Raw genomic sequence first — 24,423 nt, forward strand, 5'->3', positions numbered from 1 at the left:
GTTGTATAACAGAAAGATTTTAGTTTAAATCCCACTCCACAATAAGCCCTAAATGCGTAAGACCACCACCAAATCCGTATAGTAAAAGTGTCTCTCCATTATTTAATTTCCCTTCTTTTCTAGCTAAATCTAGAGCGAGTGGAATGGAAGCTGAAGATGTATTCCCCATGTATTTTACACTCGTTAAAGTTTTTTCAATTGAAATTTCGGTTTTCTCACAAATAGATTCAATCATTCGTAAGTTAACACTGTGTGGTATGAACCAGTCTATATCATCTATTTGCATATTTGCAGTATGTAATAGTTCTTTTATACCTGCTGGCACTGTACGAGTTGCCCATTTATATACTTCTCTCCCATTTTGCACGATTTTTTCATTTGTTTGCAGTTGTGTGCCATTCATAGTAGTAGATAAGTTTGTTCTGTATAGATGAATGCCACCGTGCCCATTCGTTCCCATATGAGCAGCAATAAAACTCGGTTTGTTTTCATCTCTTTCTAGTAAAATAGCGCCAGCACCATCGCCAAATAAAATACAAGTCGTTCTATCGGTGTAATCAGTAACTTTAGATAATGTCTCTGTCGCTACGACAAGTACTTTTTCGTGTGATCCAGAAGTGATTAAGCTATTACCCACGTGCAGACCATATGTGAAACCAGCGCAAGTTGCATTTAAATCAAATGCTATTGTATGAGGTATGCTGAAGTGTTGTTGTATTTGACACGCGACACTCGGAAAAACATAGTCAGCGGTTGTTGTAGCGACGATGATACAGTCTATATCTTCTAAGTTCTTTTTAAAAGTTGTACATAAATTTTCAATTGCTTTAATGGCTAAGTGTGAGGAGTATTCGTCTTCGCAAGTAATTCTTCTTTCCTTCATTCCTGTTCTTTGTACAATCCATTCATCATTCGTATCAATCATCTTTTCTAAATCATTATTAGATAATATTTGATCTGGAACATAAGTACCGATTGCAGTAATTCGAGATTTAGAATGCATAGGGACATCTCCTAACTTATTTTTATAACTTGATACTAATACCAGGTTATAAATATGTCAATAAAGACTTTTATTGTATTGAAACGATAAAGCTTAACTTACTATGAAGGAATTTGGCGAGTGGTGTAAAAATAACATACGATAAGTTTTTAAAATTGATTATGAAGAGGGTTGGGCTCTTTGAAAAGAATTTTGTATATATTGCCTGTTGTCATTATTTATAGTTTTATTCTTATTATTTTTCCAGAGAAATCTTATGCTTGTGATTGTATGAACGTATCAGCAGAAGATGCATTTCAAAAAAACGATGTAGTATTTGAGGGGAAGGTAATTGAGGTTGGAAGGAAAGAAGGGGTTGGGATTGAAGTATTATTTGAAGTGAAGGGAATTTGGAAAGGGACAACTTCTTCGCAAATTATTGTGTATACAAATGGTGGGGATTGTGTGTTTCACTTTGTAGAGGGAGGAGAGTACTTAGTATATTCTTCTCAAAGAGGATCTGAAAAACAATTACACACACATAGTTGTAGTGGAACAAAGAGATTAGATGAGGCAGGGGCGGACAAAGTAGCTTTAAGTCAAATTGCAAAAGAATCTGTTCCGACGAAGAAAGTCGATTTAAAAGGTGGCATGTTGAACGGTTTAAGCTGGTGGCAAGTTGTTAATCTTTCCGTAGGTCTGTTACTGATAGTAGTTCTTGTGATTTTTAGTGTAAGGAGAACGCGCAAAAAATGACGATTAAAGTAAATATATAAGGATTTTCTTTCTGTTTCTATAGGTGGTTTAATCTTGTGAAAGCGAATTACTTATGCTACACTTTATGTAACTTAAAATGAACGGAGGGGCTTCCTTTGATCTTAATCAGATTACGTCTCAATACTTTGTGCCAATAATTGAATAGCGCTCAAAGGCTCTGTCTGTGTACAGAGTGAACGGGATTGGTCTGCCTATTTTAAAGGAACCCTTTATTAAGCTTATATGTGAAAAAGAGGGAGGGACGAATACGCCCTCTTTTTGTTTTGCCTTTATAAATAGAATGGGATCGTATAGGTGAGCACTTATTGTGGATGCGTATATGATTTTGGGACTTTTTGACTATGAGATAGGACGAAAGTATAACTTTCTTCTATTTCTTTGGTGAACCCTTATCCGTTTACGAAAACACAGGCAGTAACCTGTGTTTTTTATTTTACGTAATCGAAATGGAGGAATAAATATATGGAAGAATTATTACAAAGAGCAGTTTTAGTTGGAGTAAATTTAGGTAATGAAGATGATTTTGCATATTCGATGGAAGAGTTAACAAATCTTGCAGAAGCTTGTGATGTAGAGGTAATTGGGCAAGTGACGCAAAATTTACAACGAGTAAATCCATCACATTATATTGGAAAAGGAAAGATTGAAGAAGTAGCAGCCTATGTAAATGAAGTAAATGCGAATATGGTAATCTTTAATGACGAATTATCCCCTTCGCAAATTCGAAATTTAGAAGCGGATTTAGATTGTAAAGTAATTGACCGTACCATATTAATTTTAGATATTTTTGCGCAACGTGCGAAAACGAAAGAAGCGCAGTTGCAAGTAGAGGTAGCGCATCTTCAGTATATGATGCCTCGTTTAATCGGGCTTCGTGAATCATTAGGAAGACAGAGCGGCGGAGTTGGTACGAAAAATAAAGGTGTCGGTGAAAAGAAATTAGAGTTAGATCGTCGTAAAATTGAAGAACAGATTTCAGTTTTAAATAAAGACCTAGAAGCACTTGTTGCCCAGCGTCAAACGCAGCGAAAGCAGCGTAAGAAAAATGAAGTTCCTGTTGTAGCGTTAGTAGGATATACGAACGCAGGAAAGTCAACGACGATGAATGCTATGCTTGAGATTTACAATGGTACAGAAGAAAAACAAGTATTTGAAAAAGATATGTTATTCGCGACGTTAGAAACATCTGTACGAAATATTGATCTGCCAGATAACAAATCATTTTTATTAACGGATACAGTTGGATTTGTAAGCAAACTACCACATCACCTTGTGAAAGCGTTCCGTTCAACGTTAGAAGAAGTAGCGGAAGCAGACCTACTTATTCACGTTGTAGATTACGCGAATCCAAATTATGAACAATTAATTGATATTACAAATGAAACGTTAAAGAAAATTGGAGTAGAAAATATTCCAACCATTTATGCTTATAATAAATCAGATATGGTAGATGTTGAAATTCCGAAAGTACAAGAAGACCGCGTTTATTTATCAGCGAAGAAACATGTTGGGATAGAAGAGCTTGTCGAAATGATTCGTTCACACATCTATAAAGAGTATACGAAGTGTGAAATGTTAATTCCGTATGATCAAGGACAGGTAGTTTCTTATTTCAATAATCATGCGCACGTTTTATCTACGAGTTATGAAAACGAAGGTACGAAACTAGAAGTAGAATGTAAAACGAGTGATTACGAAAAGTATAAGCGTTTTGCAATTTAATAAAAAAGGCGATCCTAATATATGTTAGGATCGCCTTTTTCTTATTCTGTAATAGAAGCCCACTTATAAGAATAAATTCCTGCAAATGGACGAATAACAACACCTTTTACTGTTGGACGTTCTAAATATACAAGTCCTGATTGGAAGATTGGAGCGATAGCTGCATCATCTTCGAGTAATATTTTTTCTGCATCTTGGAACGCTTTCCAACGTGCTGGTAAATCAGTTGCTAAAGTAGAGCTCGTTTTCTCAATTAATTCGTCGTATTGTTTGTTTGAATAACTCATCTTATTAAACGGTCCGTCAGTGACAAACATATTTAAGAATGTTGTAGGATCAGGATAATCTGGCCCCCATGTAGAAAGTGAGATTTCGTAGTCACCATTTCCTTCACGATCTAAAAACGCTTTTACTGGAAGAGGCTGTAATGTGATTTTTAATCCAGGTAAGTTTTTTTCCAGTTCACCTTTTAAAAACTCACTAATTTTTTTATCGTTAGATTCATCAGTTGTTATGATTGAAAGAGAAGCGTTTTGTAAATTTGTTTCTTTTTTCGCAGTTTCCCATAGTGTTTTAGCTTCTTTCACATTTGTTTCTACTTTTACATTACTTGTACTGCGAAAATCTTTATTATCAGGTCCTTTTACGAATCCTTTCGGAACGAATGCATTCGCAGGTATAGAACCATTATTTAAAATCGTTGTAGCGATTCCTTGTTTATCAAAAGCAAGCGAAATAGCTTTTCGAGCGTTTTTGTTTGCTAATAAAGGATTCTTTTGGCTAAACCGGAAAAATGTCATAGAAGGACGTTCCATTTTCTTTAAGCTCGGATCTTTTTGATATTTATCAACAAACTCTGAATTAATCGTAATTCGGTCCACTTGTTTACTTTCAAATAAATTAACGGCTGTTGAAGTATCTTTTACGATATTTACATTGATTTCATTTAGCTTCACATTTTTATTATCCCAGTAGTTCGGATTTTTTGTCATTTTATAACTTGTATCATGTTTCCATTCACTTAATTGGAACGGCCCGTTATACACTACATTTGCAGCTTCAAGTCCGTAATTTTTCCCTTGCGCTTCTACAACCTTTTTGTTTTGAGGATAAAATGTTGCAAATCCCATTAAACCTAAAAAGTATGGAACAGGGTGTTCTAACTGTACTTCAAGCGTTTTATTATCAATCGCCTTTACACCAAATGAATCAATTGGTAATTCTTTTTTATTTATTTTTTCTGCGTTTTTAATATCGAACATAATATGTGCGTATTCAGAAGCAGTTTCTGGATTTACGGCACGTTTCCATGCATATTCAAAATCATGAGCAGTTACTGGATCACCATTTGACCATTTTGAATCGTGTAATGTAAATGTATATGTTTTTCCGTCTTCGCTCAGTTTGTATGATTCAGCTGCCGCAGGAACAGGTTTATTGTCAGGACCAGGCATATATAATCCTTCCATTACGTTGTTTAAAGCAGCGTAAGAAAACCCATCGGTTGCGATAGACGAATCAAGTGTAGAAATTTCCCCAGCTTCTACAATATTTAATACTTGTTTTGAAGATTCTTTTTTCTTTTCCCCTGTAATTGTTGCCTCTTGTTTTTGACCACATGCTGTTAAAAACATAGATAATGTGATTGAGAGCGCAACGATTCCTTTTGTTTTTTTCTTCATAGTTGTCATCCTTTCCTTCATCTCTGCCTTAGTATAAAAGAAAATATAGAAAATTTCTATAAATAAATCCGATAAAACGTATAGAAAAAATATATTATGTAAGAAGTGATATTTCTGGAAAAAGAAATGAAACCAGTATAGAATAGAAATGTTTCAAAAGTCAGAATTTATTGAGGTTAAAGTTTTACTTTATTACACCTGCTGTAATAAATATATATTTTGTACAGGAAGGAGAGATTCATATATGCAGGCAGTCTCGAAAAAAAATACAATAGAAACACCAACGATATATCGAATACTATTTGCGATTAGTTTCGGTCACTTTTTAAATGACTCGATGCAAGCAGTTGTGCCGGCACTGTTTCCTATTTTGGAAAAAACGATGAATTTATCCTATATGCAAGTAGGGTGGATTGCGTTTGCGTTAAATATGACGTCATCGATTATGCAGCCGGTTTTTGGTATGTATTCTGATAAGAAGCCGTCACCATTTTTATTACCGCTCGGTATGTTTTCGAGTATGCTTGGGATGATTGGACTGGCTTTTGCACCGAACTTTATTATTGTTATTATTTCTGTTTTATTTATCGGATTAGGGTCCGCAGTTTTTCATCCAGAAGGTGCCCGAGTTGCTTATATGGCGGCAGGGGCAAAACGAGGTTTAGCGCAAGCAATTTATCAAGTTGGAGGAAATACAGGTAACTCCCTAGCTCCTATTTTTACAGCGTTAATTTTCGTTCCGCTCGGCCAAATTGGCTCTTTAGGTTTTACAGCCTTTGCAGCGGTAGGAATTGTATTATTAATTTTCGTATCAAATTGGTATAGGAATGAATTAGCAACTGGCGCTGTGAGGAGAAAAAAGAGGGCTGCGCTTGAGGCGGAAAGTGCGATTGTAAGTACACATATTAAATTTGTTATTATACTTCTTGTTTTTCTTACTTTTGTACGTTCTTGGTACGGTGCTGGTATCGGGAATTTTTATCAATTTTACTTAATTGAGCATTACGGTTTATCTATAAAAAATGCACAGTATTTCGTATTCGCATTTATGATTGCCGGTGTATTAGGAACTTTCTTCGGTGGACCGTTAGCAGATCGATTTGGAAAGAAAACAATTATTGTATTTTCAATGCTAGGTTCGGCGCCACTTGCCCTTTTATTACCTCACGTTTCGCTCGTGTGGGTCGTACCGCTATTTTTATGTATCGGTTTTATTAGTTCAAGTAGTTTTAGTGTAATTGTTGTTTATGCGCAAGAGCTTGTTCCTGGAAAAGTAGGGATGGTATCTGGATTAATTGTAGGGCTTGCGTTTGGACTCGGCGCTTTAGGTTCTGTAGTTCTTGGGAAATTGGCTGACATATATAGTCTACAATTCATTATGTTACTATGTAGTTGTCTACCATTAATTGGACTTACTTCATGGTTTTTACCAAGTGATAAGAAAACGATAGAATAGGGGATGCACTATGAAATTATGTAAAAATGTTACTGAATTAATAGGAGATACACCTGTCGTCCGATTATCTAAATTTATTCCAGAAGACGCAGCAGATGTGTATGTAAAACTAGAAATGTTTAATCCGTCACGTAGTGTGAAAGACCGTGCTGCCTATAATTTACTGCACGTTGCAGAAGAGAATGGTCTTATCAAACCAGGAGATACAATTATTGAGCCAACAAGTGGTAATACAGGAATAGGCTTAGCGATGAATGCAGCTGCGAAAGGGTATAAAGCGATTTTAATTATGCCAGACAATATGTCAAAAGAGCGTATAAATTTATTGAAAGCATACGGAGCGGAAGTAGTTTTAACACCGGCAGAACAAAGAATGCCAGGAGCAATTGCGAAGGCGTTAGAACTGCAAAAGCAAATTCCAAATAGTTTTATTCCGCAACAATTTGAAAATCCAGCAAACCCAAATATTCATCGTTATACGACGGCCCTTGAAATTTATGAACAAATGGATGGCGAGCTTGATGCATTCGTAGCAACAGCTGGAACTGGTGGAACTATTACAGGGACTGGGGAAACGCTAAAAGAGAAACTACCAAACTTATATATTGCAGTAGTAGAACCGAAAGGATCTCCCGTTTTATCAGGCGGAGTTCCAGGTCCTCATAAATTAGTAGGAACAAGTCCAGGATTTATCCCGGAAAACTTAAATACAGAAGTGTATAACGAGATTATTCAAATTGCAGACGAAGAGGCTTTAACGACGATGAGAAACTTAGCTAGACAAGAGGGGTTATTAGTTGGGCCATCTTCTGGAGCTTCTGTTTACGCAGCGATTATGATAGCAAAACGATTAGGCGCTGGTAAAAAAGTTTTATGTATTGCACCTGATACGGGAGAACGGTATTTGAGTATGGGTTTATTTGAATAAAAATGATAGAAACCCCTTAATGGTGAAATAGCGCTATTAAGGGGTTTGTTATAGGTTATTATGAGAGGAGAAGCACAATGGAACTATTAAAACCAACAAATGAATATAGCGGAAAAATTATGGAGTATCGAGAGGCATTTTTACATGCGGATGAGCAACCACATGGCAGTAGTTCTTTACAAAATTTTGATTCGCTTGATGAATGGTTTGAAAAAGTGAGTAAACAGGAACTGGGAGAAAACGTACAAGGTAATCGAGTACCATCTAGTCAATTTTTAAGTATTGAAAAAGGGGAACTTATAGGTTTTGTGAATATTAGACAACGATTAAACGAAGAATTATTGCGGGAAAGTGGTCATATTGGATATAGTGTTCATCCGAATAAACGTCGCCAAGGTTACGCTACAAAACAACTACAACTTGCATTAGGTGAAGCACAAAAGTTAGGGTTGCAGAAAGTGTTAATAACTTGTGATAAAGCTAATATTGCTTCGGCTAAAACGATTCAAAAGGTTGGCGGTGTATTAGAAAATGAAGTAGTTTCTTCTCATACTGGGGAAATTGTTCAGCGTTATTGGGTAGAAATATGATTTAGTGGAACATTGAAAAGGAAAAATAATGCGTAATATCGAAATAGATAAATGAAAAAGTAAGAGTAAGAGTGTACTGCAATTTTAGGGGGAAATGAAGTGGGATTAAAAGAGAAAGCAATAGAAATGTCGGAGATTTATAGGAGAAATCCGAAGATTGAAGCTATTATTTTAGCGGGTTCAGTAGCTAGAAAGTTAGAAGATGAACATTCAGATATAGAATTACATATTTTATGGTCAGCGCCACCAGAGGATGAGGATCGTAAAGGGCCTATTAATCATATTGGTGGAACAATATTGTCATATCATCCTTACGAGGAAGAAGAATGGTCGGAAACATATTTGACAAAAGAGGGCATTAAATTAGAGATTAGTAACTTTTTAACTGAAACAGTAGAGAAAGTGATTTTAGATGTGGTGGATCAATATGATATAAGTTATGAAAAACAATGTATTGTCTCATCCGTTCATGATGGTGTTAGTTTGTATGGAGAAGAGAAAGTACATGAATTAAAAGATAAAGTGGTATCATATCCAGAACACCTAGCGAAACGGATGATTTTAGAAAATCTTTGGTTAAGCAATCGCTGGCATAATCGCGAGGCTCTTTTAAAACGAAAAGATTGGCTTATGCTTTATGATGTTATTTGTGAAGTGCAAAGAAATATATTTGGGGTCTTATTTGGTCTAAACCGAATGTATGTGCATCATCCTGCATTTAAATGGATGCTGAATAATGTGGAACGAATGAGTATTAAGCCTGAAAATTTATATGAGCGTATGGCTAATACGTTAATAGGGAAACCGGAGTATAGTGTACAGGAGTTAGGAGTGTTAATCGAAGAGCTATTACATTTAGTAGAACAACATGCTCCAGAATTACATATTGCTGAACAACAAAAACATATTCAATATGCGAAGTAGAAAAGAAGGGATGTAACAATTCGTTACATCCCTTCTTTTTATTTGACTAATTTACCTAGTACGGGTAATCGTTGAATCCTATCACCGAGAATATGTGAAGCAAGTCCGCTTGTTAATACGAATAAAAGGTAAACAAGTCCTCCTGCGACGCCACAAATACATACAATAAGCAGTGATTCGATATAAGATTGTCCAGGAATTAACCATTTTAAAATTGCTTTTAATGCTATTACAACAGCAGACATTGCTGCGGAGTAAATCGTAATAAGAAGTACTGTTTTTGCTGTTTCACCAATTTTAAATTTCGCAAACTTAATGATGCAGTACAACATAATAACATTGGAAACGAGGTATCCAAGAATTGTTCCGAGTACAGCACCGTGTCCACCAAATAAATGTAAGAGCGGTGTATTTACTAAAACTTTAACGAGAATACCGACTGAGAAAGCAATCATCGTTTTTCTTTGATAATCGATTCCTTGTAAAATAGCTGCTGAAACTGTGAAAATCGCACTTAATATAGCAGAAGGTGCAAATGAAATTAAATATTGTGATCCACCAAGTGCAATTTCAGGATTCACATAAACCATACGGAATGCATCGTAAGCGATACTAGCAAGACCGAATGCAGCTGGGATAGTGAAGAATAATAAGACTTGAAATATCTTTGCAATTTGTTCTTGTAATTCTTCTAGTTTCCCACTTGTATAAGATTTCGTTATAGCCGGAATGATTGTTAATGAGAATCCAGTAGCAAGTGAAGCTGGAATCATAATTAACTTTTGGGCATAGTTCGTTATATAAGCGAACACTGCATTCGCTGTTTCTAAAGGCTCTCCCATCGCTCTAAGGACATCAGCTACAGTATATTGATCTACTAACGTATAGAGCGGAATTGCAATGCCGACAAATACAATTGGAATCGCATATCGAAGTAATTCCATATAAATATTTTTTAATGGGATATTCGATGCTCTTGACTTTAATTCTCCTTCGGGAGGCTTTAATCTATTATATTTTTTCCAGTACAACATTAAAATCGAAACGCTGGCAAGTGCCCCGATAACAGCGCCAAACGTAGCAACTGCAACAGAAGAGGCTACGGAACCTCCTAATAGTTTTGAGACGATAAAGCTACCAACTAAAATGAAAACAACGCGCGCAATTTGTTCTACGACTTGAGAAACAGCACTTGGTTTCATATGTTGAAAACCTTGGAAATAACCGCGTGTAACACTCATAGCTGGTACGATAATAAGTGCGAAACTTAATGCTCGCATCGTAAGTGTTACGTCGGCTATAAATTGTGGATCTGGCGTTTTCGAGCGAATAATAAATTGTGATATGTACGGTGCCCCAATAAATAAAATTAAAAATCCTAAAAAGCCCATAAACAACATTAATTTTACGCTAGAGTTGTATAGTTTTTTGCTTGTACTATAATCACCAAGCGCATTATGTTTTGCAACAAATTTGGAAACGGCAATAGGAATACCAGCTGTTGAGAAGCTTAATAAAATACCGTACCAAGAGTATGCATATCCATATAAAGCGACCCCTTGTGTTCCGACTAGTAATTGAAAAGGGAAGAAGTATATAAAACCTAATATACGTGAAATCATTGTTGCACCGCTTAATAAAGCAGTACCTTTTAAAACTTTTGAAGTAGACAAAATTCTATCCTCCTACTCGTGCTGTCTTGCATTCATCGTATACTACTATAAACCCGTTAGCGAAGTTAATACAGTATAAACCATAAATGTTCTAATACTATTCATTTAAAAGTCATATTTCGAATTTAAAAAAGAAAGTAATACATAAAAATTCAAAATATAAGTTGACACTATTTTTAATGTGTGATAAAAATGATAGTAATCAATTCGGAAAATAATATTTGGGCAATGAAAGGGTATAGTAGTGAATATCTCCCTATTTCAGAGAGCTGATGGTTGGTGTGAATCAGTATATAGATTATTCATGAAGTTCGTCCTGGAGCATCTTTCATAAATCTCATATTTTGAGGAAATGAAAGACGGTAGTTTATACCGTTATCAAATAAAGTGGTGAAGATTGTTTCACAACTAGGGTGGTACCGCGATATTTATCGTCCCTACGTATTTACGTAGGGACGTTTTTTATTTAGGTCTTACTTTGTTGTGGCTTCATAACTAGGGTGGTACCGCGATATTTTATCGTCCCTACGTATTTGCGTAGGGACGTTTTTTATTTAGGTCTTACTTTTGTTGTATCTTCATAACTAGGGTGGTACCGCGATATTTTTGTCGTCCCTACGTATTTACGTAGGGGCGTTTTTTTATTAGTAGGAAGGAAGTGAACGTATTAGAAAATAGTGTGGATAGAACAATATAAATACTGAATTGTAAAACAGAAAAAGATAAAGAGGGGAGATTAACAGATGAATTCACAGCAATGGACATCAAAATTAGGTTTCGTATTAGCTGCAGCAGGTTCAGCAATTGGTCTAGGGGCGATTTGGAAATTCCCGTATATGGCCGGCATCGGAGGAGGCGGGGCGTTCTTCCTTATTTTCATCGGTTTCACATTATTAATTGGTTTACCGCTATTATTAGCTGAATTCGTTATCGGAAGAAGTACACAAAAAGAGGCCGTTGATGCATATAGAGAAATCGCACCAAAAACACTATGGCCATGGTTAGGGAAATTAGGGATTGTAACTTGTTTCATACTACTTTCTTTCTACAGTGTTGTAGGAGGCTGGATTTTATTATACTTATGGAATGCAATTACAGGTAGACTTTGGGAAGGAAATGGAGCATACGAAGCTACGTTTGGTGAAATCATTTCCAATCCATATTTAGCAGTTGGATCACAGCTATTATTCATCCTTATTACTATTTTCATCGTAAGTAAAGGTGTACAAAATGGTGTTGAAAAAGTAAATAAATATTTCATGCCAGCGCTATTCGTTTTATTCTTTGTATTAATTGTTCGTGCTCTTACATTAGACGGCGCGGGAGAAGGAGTTCGTTTCTTCTTACAACCTGATTTCTCACATGTAACATCAGAAGTTATTTTATATGCGATGGGTCAATCGTTCTTCTCATTATCGGTCGGTGTAGCAGTAATGGTAACATATAGTTCATACTTACCGAAGGAAGAAAGTTTACCGCGTTCAGCATTTTCTATCGTAGCTTTAACGCTTGTAATTACATTACTTGCAGGGCTTGCAATTTTCCCAGTAGTGTTCGCATTTGGAATGGAGCCATCTCAAGGACCGGGGCTATTATTTATCGTACTGCCAGCTATTTTCAGTAAAATGGCATTCGGAAAATTATTCTTCATCGTTTTCTTATTACTATTCTTCTTTGCTACTATTACATCAGCAATTTCGATGTTAGAAATTAGTGTTGCATCTTTAACTGCAAAAGGTAAAGGGAAACGTGAAAAAATGGCTTTAATCGTAGGGTTATTAATCTTCGTTGTTGGAGTACCATCAGCATTGTCATTTGGTATATTAAGTGATCTGAAGATTTTCGGAAAGACTGTCTTTGATTTAGCGGATTACGCAGTTAGTAACGTACTAATGCCACTTGGTGTTTTATTAGTTTCTATCTTTGTTCCTTTAAAAATGAAGAAAGATGTATTAATGAAAGAGCTGGGTGTAAGTAAAAATAAGGGATATAAATTATTCGTATTATGGTTATTCTTACTTCGCTTTATCGCACCAATTGCGATTATTATCGTATTCTTAAATGTACTTGGCATTATTTAAATAAAAAGGTAGCGTATCGTTTTATGATACGCTACCTTTTTATTTTGTTCTTTTTTGTAGTTCGTTTACTGTTACGAACTGATATCCCTTCTTAGATAAAGAGTCTAAAATACCTTCAATGGTCTGTAAATTTTCATTAGACTCACCATACATAGAGTGCAGTAAAATGATAGAACCTGGTTTTACATTTTTATTAACATATTCAATTTTATCAGCAGCAGATTTATAAAAAGTATCAGGTTCAAGGTCCCATGTAATTGTTTCGATATTGTTTTTATTTAAATAATAGGGCAGACCAATTAGCTTTTTCCCGTTAGGTGGTCTAAAATCAATTTCGTCTGTAAATCCCGTTTGGCGGATTAATGCATTTGTTTTTTCTATTTCTTCTTTAATATAAGAAGGTGTTTTTAAAACCATTCTGTTATGAGAATATGTATGGTTTCCAACTTGGTGTCCAGATTGTACAATAGCTTCTCCTAACGATAGGTTTTTCTCTAGTTCATTTCCGATTAAAAAGAAAGTAGCTTTTGCATTGTATGTATCTAGTAGCGGTAATATTTGTTTTACATTGTTCGTAGGACCATCATCAAAAGTTAAAGCAACCACTTTTTCATTTATTTCTACTCGGTTTGTTAAATCTCCAAAAAATTGAAAGCCTCTTGCGTTCATCAATTTGTATGTTCCAAATAATGCTACAGTAATAATGAATAATGTAACGATTGTAATGATTATTTTCTTTTTCATAAAGTAACCTCACTATATTTTTGGATTGGACTAAAAAGTATTATATCAAACTAAGTAATTTCATGCTTTAAAAAGGATGTGGATGCAAGGGGAAGGAATTTATCATATAATAAAATGCAAAAGGTATATTAGGAGGTGTTTATATGGCGATTACAATTCAATTGCCGGACACTGCAACGTCTCATGCAAAGCTAAGTATGGAAATGGCGATACTTTGCGTGAGGTAGACAAGTAATATACAATCGCCTAAATGAGCTCGTATCATTTTTTATATTTGGCTTTGCACCTTATTGAAATGAAACACAAAAAATAAGGGGCGAGCAGAAATGAAATACGTTAAAGCTGCGACGGTTTTACCAGAGAGTTTAATTACTGAAATTCAAAAGTATATACAAGGTGAAACAATTTACATTCCAAAACAAGAAACAAAACATTATAAATGGGGTACACGATCTGGAGGAAGAAAACAACTAGATGAAAGAAACAAAGCGATTAAAGATGCGTTTAGAAGCGGGATTTCCATTCATCAACTTGCAGAGGAGTATTTTCTTTCCGGAGAAACGATTAAAAAAATTGTGTACTCTAAATGAAGATAAAAGAGTCTAGTTCAAATATTATTTTGAACTAGACTCTTTTTGCTTTACCCGTATTGGATATATGGGGTGTGAATGGGCATGATAATAGAAAAAATGAATCACAATTGTATCGTATAGAAGTGTGAATAGAAATAAAAACGTTATATTACATATTACAGAAAGGTGAACGATTATGAATCATCTTGGGCAAATAACGATAGAACTTTTTGTTGGTTTTTTTGTTTTATTGATTGCTACTAAAATATTAGGGAAAACACAAATATCGCAGCTAACACCTTTTGATTTTATTTCTGCCATTGTAATCGGAGAACTAGTTGGAAACACTGTATATGATCCTGAGGTGAGAGTATGGTCTATTTTATACGCTGTTTTTGTATGGGTACTTTTAATTTACGCAATAGAAGTAATAACACAAAAATTTAGAAGGACAAGAAAGTTTTTTGAAGGATACCCTTCTATTATCATTCGTAATGGGCATATTGACAGAGAGCAATTAAAATCGAATCATTTGGATATTAACCAATTACAACAAATGCTTAGGCAACAAAAAGATATTTTTTCAATTCGAGAAGTTGAATATATGATATTGGAACCTAACGGAAACATAAGCGTTCTGAAAAAGAGCAAATATGAATCACCAACTATAAATGATTTAAGTTTAAAACATAAGCCTGTATACTTACCAATTTCATTAATTAGTGATGGAAAAGTAGTGAAAGATAATTTAAGGGAAGCTGGTTTTGATGAAGGATGGCTATATAAGCAAATAAAGCAAAAAGGGATTACTAAATTTGAAGATGTATTATATGCAGAATGGAAAACAGATGATGGCTTCTTTTGTCAGGAAATGAAGCGGTAGAACATAATCGATGTATGTAATATTCGTTTCTAAGTTATCTTTTACATATCAAAAAGCTGAATCTTTGTATACAATAAAACTAGATCAACAATTTGTATGGAGTGATAAAGATGAAAGCTTTTATTAGAAGTGATCAATATAATTTTATAAAATCACAAGCTTATATTTTAGCAAATGGGCACGCAACGGCAAATGATAGAGGTGTCATTCAAGCATTAAAATCATTAGCGATTGAAAAAATAATACATGTATTTGAGGATTTAACGGATGAACAGAAAGAGTTAATTGATACGGTATTAACAGTTCAAAATAGAGAAGATGCAGAATCATTTTTAACGAAAATAAATCCGTATGTCATTCCGTTTCAGGAAGTTACAGCGCAAACATTAAAAAAATTATTTCCTAAAGCAAAAAAATTAAAACTTCCTGATATGGAAGAACTGGACATGAAAGAATTATCTTATTTAAGCTGGATTGATAAAGGGTCAAGCAGGAAATTTATAATAGCGAAAAATGATAAAAATAAGTTTGTTGGTCTGCAAGGAACGTTCCAAAGCTTAAATAAAAAAAGCATTTGTTCATTATGTCATGGACATGAAGAAGTTGGGATGTTTTTAGTTGAAATTAAAGGTGATGTACAAGGAACTTTCGTGAAAAAGGGAAACTATATTTGCAAAGATGGTGTAGCTTGTAATCAGAATATGAAATCACTTGATAAATTACAGGATTTTATTGAGCGATTAAAGAAATAAAATGGAAGACCTCTAGTACTTAAACTGGAGGTTTTTATTTTTTGAAGAAGTAGATTAAAAATTTAACTGTACTATGATTATTAAAGGATAATTAGTTCAATAGATAAACGGAAATCAAAAAATAAACCTTATGACCATATCTCCCAATCAGTTTTAGAACGATTATTTGAAAAACTGAATCACTTATATCACAACTTCAATGAAACAAAAACCTATATGTTATTATTTTCCGTAACACTAATGTCATATTATAAGATAAGGTTTTCGAATATTTAATAGGGAGGCGTTTCTATTGAAAATCAGTGAGCTGTCTAAAAAGACAGGTGCAAGTATCCGATCCATAAGGCATTATGAGAAAAAAAATCTAATTACCGCTGTACGCCTTGAGAATGGTTATCGCGAGTTCGATGAATCTGCCATCAAACGTATTCGAATTATTCAACTTTATTTAGGTTTGGGTCTGGTAACGGAACAAATTGAGGAAATATTGAAATGTGAGGTTAATGGTCCGGAAGACTATGAATTTTGTGAAGAAATGCTGGAAACTTATCAAGTAAAGCTGGATCAAATCAACAGGCAAATTAGTGTATTGGACGTTGTAAAGCATCGGTTGGAAAAACAAATCATGCAAATGACGGATAAAAGAAGAATGAGAAATGGAAATTCCCTTAGTTGAAACAACGGAATAATTGAAGATCCCAGTCCGCGATCATGGCGGGATCCGGGATCTCTACATACGACTATGATGTTATGCGAACGGTTTTTTTAGCAGTTCGGTTAAGCGCGAGAATCCGTCGGTTCCATAGCCCTCGTTGATGGCCTGCTGGGTTACGGCCATTGCAGCACTCAGAACGCTGACGTCGAGGCCGTGGTGTTGAGCAGCATGGATGATGTGTTCCATTCCTGCCGAGGCTGAGATGATATTGGACTTGTCACCAGGGTAGTGACCCGAGTCTACTTCACTTGCCAAATAAGCCATGATGTCGGGCAAGATGTCTATGATGCCCTGGGCATAGACGGCGAACTCCTTTGCTGGAATATTTTCGGCAGTGGCAAGGGCGAGAGCGTGAGCATAACCGCTCATGGATGTCCAAAAGAGATCGAGCAGGGCTACATCATATGCCGCCGCCCGGCCAGGATCCGCCCCAAGATAGGAAGTAGTGCCACCCAAGCTTGCCAAGGTCGGTTGATGGACCTTAAAGATGGATTCTGGTCCACTATACAGGACGGAAGCCGCAGGCGTCCCGATGGTCGGAGTAGGGGTCATAATCGCCCCATCGAGGTAATCGACTCCGTGCTGGGCAGCCCATGTGGCCATTTCACGGGCACGTTTGGGTGAGTCGGCAGTGAGGTTCACCAGTGTCCGTCCCTTTAGGGAATCTCCTACGGGACCAAGGACTTCATGGACGACATTATAGTCCAGAACACAAATGATCACTAGGGGGCTTGCAGAGACCGCGCCGGTGACTGAATTTGAAAGGGTCGCCCCCTGAGAAATAAGGTAATCGGCTTTTTCGGCGGTGCGGTTCCATAATGTCGTAGGGTGGCCGTTCATTAGGAATGCACCAGCCAGCGCCTGGCCCATCGGACCCAAGCCGATAACTGTAACAGGTGAACGGTTCGGGTTCTCTGTCACTGATACATCTGTATCTGATACTTGACTGATATTTTGTTCTTTCTCACTTTGGTCATTTTTCTTCAATGAAAATGCCTCCTTTCAGATGTTCAAACTTAATTCTAAAGTATGACACCAGTGTCAGAGTCAACAAAAATATTTTTGGTTATAATATTTCAACAAACCAGTTATAAGTAATCTATTATTCCATTAAAGGGCGAGATTACGGGAAAAGTAGTGAAAAGTGATACATATTATCCATGACTAATATGTATCACTCTTTATTATTTATGACTTTTTACGATTTAGGTCTTGATAATGAAATAAAGTTTGATAAAAGATATATATTTCGAAACAGTTGCTTATTTTGAAGGAGGTAAAACATGAATTACATTTCACCGAAAGAAGAGATATTAAAAGTGAAACGGTGGCCAAAAGCTACGATAGCGGCAGGTCGTGGTCATACAGTTGCTCTTAAATCGGATGGCACGGTAGTAGCAGTAGGGCGAAATAAAGAAGGAGAATGCGATGTAAGCGGCTGGTGTGATATGGAAGCAGTCGTAGCGGGAAATGTTCATATGGCGACGAACACGGGGAATGCACATACAATCGGTCTTGCATGTGACAGTACGGTGGTAGCTGTGGGTTGGAATAAGCATGAACAATGTGATGTAAACGATTGGCATGATGTTGTAGCGGTTGCGGCAGGGTGGCGTCGTATCCTTGGCCTTAAACCGGATGGTAATGTAATAGTGGTGGGGCGAAATAAAGAAGGAGAATGCAATGTAAGCAGCTGGAGAGATATTGTGGCGGTCACGGCGGGTGACTGGCATACAGTCGGTCTTAAAATGGACGGCACAGTGACCACTGTGGGGAATAATCGATATGGCCAATGCGATGTAAGTGGATGGCGTGGTATGGTGGAGTTGGCGGCAGGTTATCTTCATACTGTTGGTTTGAAATCGGATGGAAAAGTGATGGCAGTGGGTAATAATAAACTTGGTCAATGCGATGTAGGCAGCTGGAAAGATATTATGGCAATAGCAGCTGGTACGAATCATACAATCGGCCTGAAATCAGACGGTACCGTGGTGGCAGTCGGCTGGAATGAGTATGGTCAATGTAATGTAAGTGATTGGCGCGATATTGTAGCGATAGCGGCAGGTTGTGTGCATACGGTCGGTCTTAAATTAGATGGCACCGTGGTAGCAGTAGGTGATAATACATACGGTCAATGCGATGTAGGTAGGTGGCGTAACATACGATTGCCTGGCAAATAGTTAATGTACAACAAATCATTAGTAATATTATATTCTATTTTAGGAGTAATTATGGAATAGAACATATACATAAGAATCTCTTTTCAAAAGGGGTTCTTATTCTTTTTCCGTAAAATGAGTGTCTAAATAGAAGTTTTAAACAAGCTTTATTTCAAAGCTACAGTAGAAGAGATAAATAAAGCATAGGAGAGCTGAAGAAATGCTTAAAAAGTTTTTGCTTTCTTTACCGGATGTTTTACTTGTATGCGTTGTTCTCTACATAACATACACAACTACTTTTAGTTTTGGACAGATGTTAGTAATTTTAATTGCAATCGGAATTATTGGTGGTCTTGTTATAAGAATTTGTACGGATGTATTCACGTATATAAGGTGGACCATTAAACAGAGGACATCTTGAATATATTGATAGCTATTAGAAGGAGAGGAAATGAATAAGAAAAAGAGTAGAGTGAAAAATGAAATCATACTTTGGACATTGACAGCGGTTGTTCTCATTATTGCATGGTACTTTTTTCAAAGATAAAAATGCATCGTACTTAAAAGGTACGATGCATTTTTATTATTTTTCTTGCCAATTTTCTTTTATAAAGTCTTCACGGCCAGATTCTTTTTGCTCAGTAGCATATTTCTCTGGGTTCTTTTTATAGAAATGTTGATGGTATTCTTCAGCCTCATAAAAAGGTGCAGCCAGGCGAATTTCAGTTACGATTGGCTCTTTAAACATACCGCTTTCTGCAAGAGCTTGTTTTGATTGTTCAGCAAGCTCTTTTTGCGTTTCGTTATGATAAAAAATAGCAGTGCGATAAGAGGGACCGCGGTCAAAGAATTGTCCGCCATCATCAGTTGGATCGATTTGTGGCCAATATAAATCTAGTAATTTTTCATATGGAAAAATAGAAGGATCGAATGTAATTTGTACAACTTCTAAATGACCAGATGTACCAGCTTTTACTTGTTCATATGTTGGGTTTTCTACATGACCACCTGCATAACCAGAAAGTACTTTATGAATACCAGGAAGTTCATCAAATGGCTTTACCATGCACCAAAAGCAACCGCCTGCAAAGGTTGCGAGTTCGTATGTTTTTTCGGACATTGCTGTAATCCTCCTAAATATATATGTTTTATATAGTATTATACAAATTGTTTTGTTGCGCAATAAAAAAGATTTAGAAGTAAAAAAAATTTAAATATATTTCTTTATAAAGTCTTTAAAATTCCTTCAAAGTTTCTTTTTTTCTGAGTGTTATGATGTAAATCGAAGTGAATATGTGAGGTGATAGGCAATGAATCCACGTATGAAAATTAATAGATTACAACAAAAAATGAAAGAGAGACTAATATGAAAAAAGAATTTATACAAAGCGATTTAAGAAATATATTGATTGCGGCATGTTTACTATTAGGGTTAGTTATTTTTGGATATTTTTTAATAAATAATTACCCAGGTACAAATGAAAAAAAGAAGTTAACAGATGCAACATCTACTTCAGAATCAATTACATCTATTGCTAATTCAGATGCCAAAAAAAGGGTTACAAAAACTTTTAATATTACGGCGAAAGTAGCAAGTGTAGATTTAGGAAATGGGAAAAAGGTAGATGCATGGACCTTTGATGGAACATCACCGGGTACTCAAATTCGAGTTAAACAAGGTGAACGTATTGTTGTAAATTTGAAAAATGAATTGCCAGAACCGGTTACAATCCATTGGCATGGATTAGATGTTCCAGCGGCGGTAGACGGTGTTCCAGGTGTTACGCAAAATGCTATAAAACCAGGTGAAACATATACATACGCATTTAATGCTGATCAGGTGGGGACATATTGGTATCATTCACATCAAAAGAGTGCGAAACAAACGGAGCGGGGACTATTTGGAACCATTGTTATTGAACCGAATAAAGCAGTTGTAAAATATGAAAAGGATTATACAGTGGCAATCCATGAATGGAAAACAGGAGCCATAAAAACCGGTAAGCATAATGGCGAACAAGATAAAGATTGGGATAGCTATCCTAGCAATCATATTCGAAATGAAAAGGCGCAAACTTTAGAAGGACCGTTAATGATGCCAAGTAATGATCAACTCAAAGATTTATCTGATGGAGATGATTACGATGTATTTACATTAAACGATACAAGTGAGGGACTACGATTGGATGCAAAACCAGGTGAAACAGTACGCCTTCGCTTAATTAATGCTGGGAATAATACGCATTTAATGACATTAGTTGGGGCGCCATTTCAAATTATTGCATTAGATGGTCGTGATATAAAAGGTGGGGACGAGCTAGATAAAGCAATTCTTCCGATGGGAGCTGCACAACGTTATGACCTTGTTTTTAAAATGCCAGAAACAACGAGTGTAAAACTTATTAATGTGGATCCATCTAAGAAAATGAATCGAATGTTAACGACGACTATTGGGAACGGTTTTTTGCCGGAAAAACCTATTGATATAAAGAGTTATCCATGGTTTGACTTTACGAAATATGGAGAAAAAGAAGTTGGAAAGTTTACGATAGATTCAAAGTTTACAAAGGTCTATGATATGGATTTGGCAGAAGGCGTGAAAGATGTAAATGGACAAGAAAAATGGGTGTATACGATTAATGGAAAGACATCACCTGATATTCCACCCATTAAAGTAGAGAAAGGAGATAAAGTTAAGATTCGCTTTAAAAATAAAGGGGAAGAAATTCATCCAATGCATTTGCATGGACATACATTCCAGGTTATTTCTAAAAATGGTAAACCAATGGAGGGAAGTCCGATTTATTTAGATACAGTTAATGTTTTTCCAGGAGAAGAATATGAAATTGCTTTAGAGGCAAATAATAGTGGACTATGGATGGTTCATTGTCATCATCTCGTTCATGCGGAAAAAGGGATGCATACGATGATGAATTATGAGGGGGTAACTACTCCATTTTCTACCGGAGATCACTCAGGTAATCATCCAGAATAATAATACGGAGGTTTTCATGCTTTATAGAATGATAGTATTTATTTTAACAAGTGTAAGTATATTTTTATTTTCTTATAGTAGTGTATTTGCTCATACAAGTGTTGTAGGAACCACCCCTAAAGAGGGGGAGGTTCTTACAGTACAACCGGAACAGATTATTCTTGAATTTAGTGAACCAGTTAAAGGAAATGTAGTCAATATTGAACTGCTAGATCAAAGTGCAAAGAGAGTGCAAGTATCAAAGGTTGGCATATTAGATGAACCAACAAAAATAAAAGTGGAAATACCAAAATTAAACAATGGTACATACACAGTAAGGTGGTCTATGGTATCTGCAGACGGACATCCGAGTGAAGGAGGCTATACCTTTTCAATTGGAGAAGAAGTACAAACAAATACTGTGGTAAAGGGGAATGCGAGTGTGAGAAGCTCAGTACTTTCAGAAGTTATGATGGTAACCCTCCGCTATATTGTAGAAGGATTGATTTTAATTGGAGCTGGGGTAAAATGGCTCGATATGTTTGTAAAATGTTATAGATTACCTTCCATATTGCAAAGAATGAAGAATATGAAAAAGATTTTCTTCTCTATACTTGTAGTAGGATTAATAGCCGAATTAATAGTATATAAGTCAATTATTCCGAAAGGAAGTTTACTTATTCATTCGCCATTTTCAGTTATTATTATGATTCAACTGCTATTATTAGTTCTTATGTCTTTGCAACATATGGGGAACGAATGGTATGCGCTAGTTTGGGGATTTCTTGTTGCGAGTTTTTCTTTCACAGGTCATGTATGGATTACTAATCCAAATTGGGCAGCAGTTATAATTAGAATGGTCCACGTTATGAGTATTGCAGTGTGGCTAGGAGCACTTATTTATTTAGTTCTTGTTATAGCGTGGACAACATTATACAAAATTACATTTGATCAAAAGCGTTTCCGTAAACATTTTAGTATTATTGCTGGTATTTCATTTATTCTAGCATTTCTTTCTGGGGAATTAATTGTGTTTTTACAGACAAGGAATTGGGTGCTTTTTAATTTTAATTCAATATGGGCGAACCTTTTAAATATAAAGATTCTTACTGTATGTATAATTACAATTGTAGCATGGAGACAAACGAAAACATGGGGTAACGATATTGGAACAGTTAATCGCCGTTTATTGCTCTTAGAAATTGTTCTAGCTATACTCGTATTATTAGCTGGTATTTGGATGAGTCAAGTTTCGTTTCCGGTGAATTCTGTAACAAGCTAAAATTATAATATTCATAGGAGTTCTGTAATGTCAATCCGTATTAGATTGCTGTTGTCGTATGTTGCGATGGTAATTATTCCAATCGTTTTTTGCGGTATAGCAGTTATGTTAATTAGTGTTACTTTATTTGGTGATATTCGTATTGCAAAAGCAATCATTGGTCTTAATCAAAATAGTCATTCTCTCATTGATAAAGAGCAGGAGGGTGATATTCGTACAAAAGAAGATGAAGATGATATTTTTAGTAGGTTGAAAATTCTTTCATCGTATGCTCCAGATAAATTGGAGGATATAAATTTTTTAAAGGAAACTGATGAAGAATTAAACGATAATCAAGCAGGATTACTAATTCGAAAAAATGATGAGCTTACATATTCATCCCCATATTTTAAAATCTCTTCGTTTGATAAATACCTACCCGCATTTGAAACGGAAGGACAAAGAAAAGGAATGGATGTGAAAATAGAGGGTAATTCTTTTTACTATAAGCAATTTGATTACTACGATGCAGAGAAGGATAAGGTTAGTATTTTTGTATTTGAGTATGTAAACCCTTTAGAAGAAATGATTAGAGAATTTTTCCCGTATTTCGTATGCTCTTTAATACTGGGGTTAATTATTACGAATGGAATATTAACATATTTTATATCACGGAGTATTATTAAACCATTGCATTCATTAAAGCAGGCAACGGAAAGAATTCAAAAGGGTGATTTAGAATTTCAAGTAAAGCCACTTGCGAAAGATGAAATAGGTGAATTAAGTTTATCGTTTGAAGAGATGCGTGGCAGGTTGAAGGAATCGGTCGAGTTGCAAATGCAATATGAAAAAAATCGTAAAGAGTTGCTTTCAAATATTTCTCATGATTTACGGACGCCAATTACGGCTATTAAAGGTTATGTACAAGGAATTAAAGAAGGTATCGCTCGAACTCCAGAACAATTAGATAAATATTTAACGATTATTTATCATAAAGTGTTTGATATGGATCAATTAATTGACGAGCTTTTTCTCTTTTCAAAACTTGATTTAAAAGAGGAACCGTTTCAATTTGAAGAGGTTGAAATTAATCAATACTTATCTGATTGTATAGAAGAACTACAGCTTGAATTACAAGATAAGGGAATTGCAGTGAGATGGGATGCTCAAAAAGATGCTTCTATTTTGGTAAAAGGTGATCGTGAAAAATTACGTCGTGTTATTACAAATATCATTTGGAATAGTGTGAAGTATATGGATAAAGAAGAGGGCTATATAGGAATTCGCATGACTGAATCTATTGATTATGTAACGATTTACATAAAAGATAATGGGATAGGAATAGAAGAGAAGGCGTTGCCTCATATATTTGAAAGGTTTTATCGTACAGATCATTCTAGAAATTCTAAAACGGGTGGAAGCGGACTTGGTTTGTCAATTGCACATCAGATTATCACACAACATGGTGGTGATATTTGGGTAGAAAGCAAAAAAGATAAAGGAACGACGCTGGCATTTACATTACAAAAAATCAATTAGAAAAAGGAG

22 protein-coding genes and 1 other annotated feature are annotated in these 24,423 nt (G+C 35.6%); of the genes, 16 read left to right on the forward strand and 6 right to left on the reverse strand.

The window, feature by feature from the left end; all coding sequences use genetic code 11:
- Positions 1 to 19: 19 nt before the first annotated feature.
- Complete coding sequence (locus FS742_RS01600; protein WP_144610924.1) at positions 20 to 1,003, reverse strand: ketoacyl-ACP synthase III; 984 nt, start codon at positions 1,001 to 1,003, stop codon at positions 20 to 22.
- Between the two features lie 180 nt (positions 1,004 to 1,183).
- Here FS742_RS01600 and FS742_RS01605 point away from each other — a divergent pair, with 180 nt between their 5' ends.
- Positions 1,184 to 1,738 (forward strand): cobalamin biosynthesis protein CbiN, encoded by a 555-nt coding sequence (locus FS742_RS01605; protein WP_144610925.1) that lies wholly within the window; start codon positions 1,184 to 1,186, stop codon positions 1,736 to 1,738.
- A gap of 483 nt (positions 1,739 to 2,221) precedes the next feature.
- Positions 2,222 to 3,481: a GTPase HflX gene (hflX, locus tag FS742_RS01610; protein WP_000391888.1), complete on the forward strand. Its 1,260-nt coding sequence runs from the start codon at positions 2,222 to 2,224 to the stop codon at positions 3,479 to 3,481.
- A 41-nt stretch (positions 3,482 to 3,522) separates the two neighbouring features.
- Here hflX and FS742_RS01615 read toward each other — a convergent pair whose 3' ends face one another.
- Entirely contained in the window at positions 3,523 to 5,163 is a 1,641-nt protein-coding gene (locus tag FS742_RS01615; protein WP_144610926.1) for a peptide ABC transporter substrate-binding protein, read from the reverse strand.
- A gap of 244 nt (positions 5,164 to 5,407) precedes the next feature.
- On the opposite strand from FS742_RS01615, the gene FS742_RS01620 reads away from it, so the two are divergent.
- The 4 genes from FS742_RS01620 to FS742_RS01635 all read left to right on the forward strand — a co-directional run bounded on the left by FS742_RS01620 (position 5,408) and on the right by FS742_RS01635 (position 9,061).
- On the forward strand, positions 5,408 to 6,619 hold the full coding sequence (locus tag FS742_RS01620; RefSeq protein ID WP_144610927.1) for an MFS transporter: 1,212 nt from the start codon (positions 5,408 to 5,410) through the stop codon (positions 6,617 to 6,619).
- Positions 6,620 to 6,629: 10 nt separating this feature from the next.
- Positions 6,630 to 7,547 (forward strand): cysteine synthase A, encoded by a 918-nt coding sequence (gene cysK, locus FS742_RS01625; protein WP_144610928.1) that lies wholly within the window; start codon positions 6,630 to 6,632, stop codon positions 7,545 to 7,547.
- 77 nt (positions 7,548 to 7,624) lie between these two features.
- Positions 7,625 to 8,137 carry a GNAT family N-acetyltransferase gene (locus FS742_RS01630; RefSeq protein WP_144610929.1) on the forward strand — a complete coding sequence of 171 codons (513 nt, stop codon included), beginning with the start codon at positions 7,625 to 7,627 and terminating at the stop codon, positions 8,135 to 8,137.
- A gap of 99 nt (positions 8,138 to 8,236) precedes the next feature.
- Positions 8,237 to 9,061 carry a DUF4037 domain-containing protein gene (locus FS742_RS01635; protein WP_144610930.1) on the forward strand — a complete coding sequence of 275 codons (825 nt, stop codon included), beginning with the start codon at positions 8,237 to 8,239 and terminating at the stop codon, positions 9,059 to 9,061.
- 38 nt (positions 9,062 to 9,099) lie between these two features.
- Here FS742_RS01635 and FS742_RS01640 read toward each other — a convergent pair whose 3' ends face one another.
- Entirely contained in the window at positions 9,100 to 10,734 is a 1,635-nt protein-coding gene (locus FS742_RS01640) for a putative polysaccharide biosynthesis protein (protein WP_144610931.1), read from the reverse strand.
- Between the two features lie 219 nt (positions 10,735 to 10,953).
- Positions 10,954 to 11,176 (forward strand) — a binding site (T-box leader).
- Between the two features lie 301 nt (positions 11,177 to 11,477).
- Here FS742_RS01640 and FS742_RS01645 point away from each other — a divergent pair.
- A complete protein-coding gene (locus FS742_RS01645; protein ID WP_001088183.1) occupies positions 11,478 to 12,815 on the forward strand; it encodes a sodium-dependent transporter in 1,338 nt (445 codons plus the stop codon).
- A 39-nt stretch (positions 12,816 to 12,854) separates the two neighbouring features.
- Here the strand turns inward: FS742_RS01645 and FS742_RS01650 are convergent, their stop codons facing one another.
- Positions 12,855 to 13,559, reverse strand: coding sequence for a polysaccharide deacetylase family protein (locus FS742_RS01650; RefSeq protein ID WP_144610932.1), 705 nt, complete (start codon positions 13,557 to 13,559; stop codon positions 12,855 to 12,857).
- A 326-nt stretch (positions 13,560 to 13,885) separates the two neighbouring features.
- Here FS742_RS01650 and FS742_RS01655 point away from each other — a divergent pair, with 326 nt between their 5' ends.
- From FS742_RS01655 to FS742_RS01670, 4 genes are all read left to right on the forward strand, one after another.
- On the forward strand, positions 13,886 to 14,149 hold the full coding sequence (locus FS742_RS01655) for a CD3324 family protein (RefSeq protein WP_144610933.1): 264 nt from the start codon (positions 13,886 to 13,888) through the stop codon (positions 14,147 to 14,149).
- 178 nt (positions 14,150 to 14,327) lie between these two features.
- On the forward strand, positions 14,328 to 15,014 hold the full coding sequence (locus FS742_RS01660; RefSeq protein WP_144610934.1) for a DUF421 domain-containing protein: 687 nt from the start codon (positions 14,328 to 14,330) through the stop codon (positions 15,012 to 15,014).
- A 110-nt stretch (positions 15,015 to 15,124) separates the two neighbouring features.
- A complete protein-coding gene (locus tag FS742_RS01665; protein WP_144610935.1) occupies positions 15,125 to 15,766 on the forward strand; it encodes a FusB/FusC family EF-G-binding protein in 642 nt (213 codons plus the stop codon).
- A 292-nt stretch (positions 15,767 to 16,058) separates the two neighbouring features.
- On the forward strand, positions 16,059 to 16,442 hold the full coding sequence (locus FS742_RS01670) for a MerR family transcriptional regulator (protein WP_098520280.1): 384 nt from the start codon (positions 16,059 to 16,061) through the stop codon (positions 16,440 to 16,442).
- Between the two features lie 72 nt (positions 16,443 to 16,514).
- Here FS742_RS01670 and FS742_RS01675 read toward each other — a convergent pair whose 3' ends face one another.
- Entirely contained in the window at positions 16,515 to 17,402 is an 888-nt protein-coding gene (locus FS742_RS01675; RefSeq protein WP_313956667.1) for an NAD(P)-dependent oxidoreductase, read from the reverse strand.
- Positions 17,403 to 17,764: 362 nt separating this feature from the next.
- Here FS742_RS01675 and FS742_RS01680 point away from each other — a divergent pair, with 362 nt between their 5' ends.
- Both FS742_RS01680 and FS742_RS01685 read left to right on the forward strand, forming a co-directional pair.
- The gene (locus FS742_RS01680) at positions 17,765 to 18,661 is read left to right on the forward strand and encodes an RCC1 domain-containing protein (RefSeq protein ID WP_144610937.1); all 897 of its coding nucleotides are present in this window, start codon (positions 17,765 to 17,767) and stop codon (positions 18,659 to 18,661) included.
- Between the two features lie 199 nt (positions 18,662 to 18,860).
- Positions 18,861 to 19,061, forward strand: a complete 201-nt coding sequence (locus tag FS742_RS01685) for a hypothetical protein (RefSeq protein ID WP_144610938.1) — start codon at positions 18,861 to 18,863, stop codon at positions 19,059 to 19,061.
- Positions 19,062 to 19,223: 162 nt separating this feature from the next.
- Here the strand turns inward: FS742_RS01685 and msrA are convergent, their stop codons facing one another.
- Positions 19,224 to 19,760: a peptide-methionine (S)-S-oxide reductase MsrA gene (msrA, locus tag FS742_RS01690; protein WP_078420553.1), complete on the reverse strand. Its 537-nt coding sequence runs from the start codon at positions 19,758 to 19,760 to the stop codon at positions 19,224 to 19,226.
- Positions 19,761 to 20,006: 246 nt separating this feature from the next.
- On the opposite strand from msrA, the gene FS742_RS01695 reads away from it, so the two are divergent.
- From FS742_RS01695 to FS742_RS01705, 3 genes are read left to right on the forward strand one after another with little or no spacing between them, the layout of a single operon-like run.
- Positions 20,007 to 21,635, forward strand: coding sequence for a multicopper oxidase family protein (locus FS742_RS01695; protein ID WP_144610939.1), 1,629 nt, complete (start codon positions 20,007 to 20,009; stop codon positions 21,633 to 21,635).
- Between the two features lie 16 nt (positions 21,636 to 21,651).
- Positions 21,652 to 22,896 (forward strand): copper resistance CopC/CopD family protein, encoded by a 1,245-nt coding sequence (locus FS742_RS01700; protein ID WP_144610940.1) that lies wholly within the window; start codon positions 21,652 to 21,654, stop codon positions 22,894 to 22,896.
- A 27-nt stretch (positions 22,897 to 22,923) separates the two neighbouring features.
- Complete coding sequence (locus FS742_RS01705) at positions 22,924 to 24,414, forward strand: sensor histidine kinase (protein WP_144610941.1); 1,491 nt, start codon at positions 22,924 to 22,926, stop codon at positions 24,412 to 24,414.
- Positions 24,415 to 24,423: the final 9 nt, after the last annotated feature.

Source organism: Bacillus cereus (assembly GCF_007678085.1).
GTDB classification, from domain to species: domain Bacteria; phylum Bacillota; class Bacilli; order Bacillales; family Bacillaceae_G; genus Bacillus_A; species Bacillus_A cereus_BE.

Coding starts and splice junctions, on each gene's coding strand:
- FS742_RS01665 (WP_144610935.1), top strand. CDS start 15,125: ATGAAAGCTTTTATTAGAAGTGATCAATATAATTTTATAAAATCACAA.
- FS742_RS01615 (WP_144610926.1), bottom strand. CDS start 5,163: ATGAAGAAAAAAACAAAAGGAATCGTTGCGCTCTCAATCACATTATCT.
- FS742_RS01620 (WP_144610927.1), top strand. CDS start 5,408: ATGCAGGCAGTCTCGAAAAAAAATACAATAGAAACACCAACGATATAT.
- FS742_RS01655 (WP_144610933.1), top strand. CDS start 13,886: ATGAAATACGTTAAAGCTGCGACGGTTTTACCAGAGAGTTTAATTACT.
- FS742_RS01630 (WP_144610929.1), top strand. CDS start 7,625: ATGGAACTATTAAAACCAACAAATGAATATAGCGGAAAAATTATGGAG.
- FS742_RS01700 (WP_144610940.1), top strand. CDS start 21,652: ATGCTTTATAGAATGATAGTATTTATTTTAACAAGTGTAAGTATATTT.
- FS742_RS01645 (WP_001088183.1), top strand. CDS start 11,478: ATGAATTCACAGCAATGGACATCAAAATTAGGTTTCGTATTAGCTGCA.
- FS742_RS01695 (WP_144610939.1), top strand. CDS start 20,007: ATGAAAAAAGAATTTATACAAAGCGATTTAAGAAATATATTGATTGCG.
- FS742_RS01600 (WP_144610924.1), bottom strand. CDS start 1,003: ATGCATTCTAAATCTCGAATTACTGCAATCGGTACTTATGTTCCAGAT.
- cysK (WP_144610928.1), top strand. CDS start 6,630: ATGAAATTATGTAAAAATGTTACTGAATTAATAGGAGATACACCTGTC.
- FS742_RS01705 (WP_144610941.1), top strand. CDS start 22,924: ATGTCAATCCGTATTAGATTGCTGTTGTCGTATGTTGCGATGGTAATT.
- hflX (WP_000391888.1), top strand. CDS start 2,222: ATGGAAGAATTATTACAAAGAGCAGTTTTAGTTGGAGTAAATTTAGGT.
- FS742_RS01680 (WP_144610937.1), top strand. CDS start 17,765: ATGAATTACATTTCACCGAAAGAAGAGATATTAAAAGTGAAACGGTGG.
- FS742_RS01660 (WP_144610934.1), top strand. CDS start 14,328: ATGAATCATCTTGGGCAAATAACGATAGAACTTTTTGTTGGTTTTTTT.
- msrA (WP_078420553.1), bottom strand. CDS start 19,760: ATGTCCGAAAAAACATACGAACTCGCAACCTTTGCAGGCGGTTGCTTT.
- FS742_RS01650 (WP_144610932.1), bottom strand. CDS start 13,559: ATGAAAAAGAAAATAATCATTACAATCGTTACATTATTCATTATTACT.
- FS742_RS01685 (WP_144610938.1), top strand. CDS start 18,861: ATGCTTAAAAAGTTTTTGCTTTCTTTACCGGATGTTTTACTTGTATGC.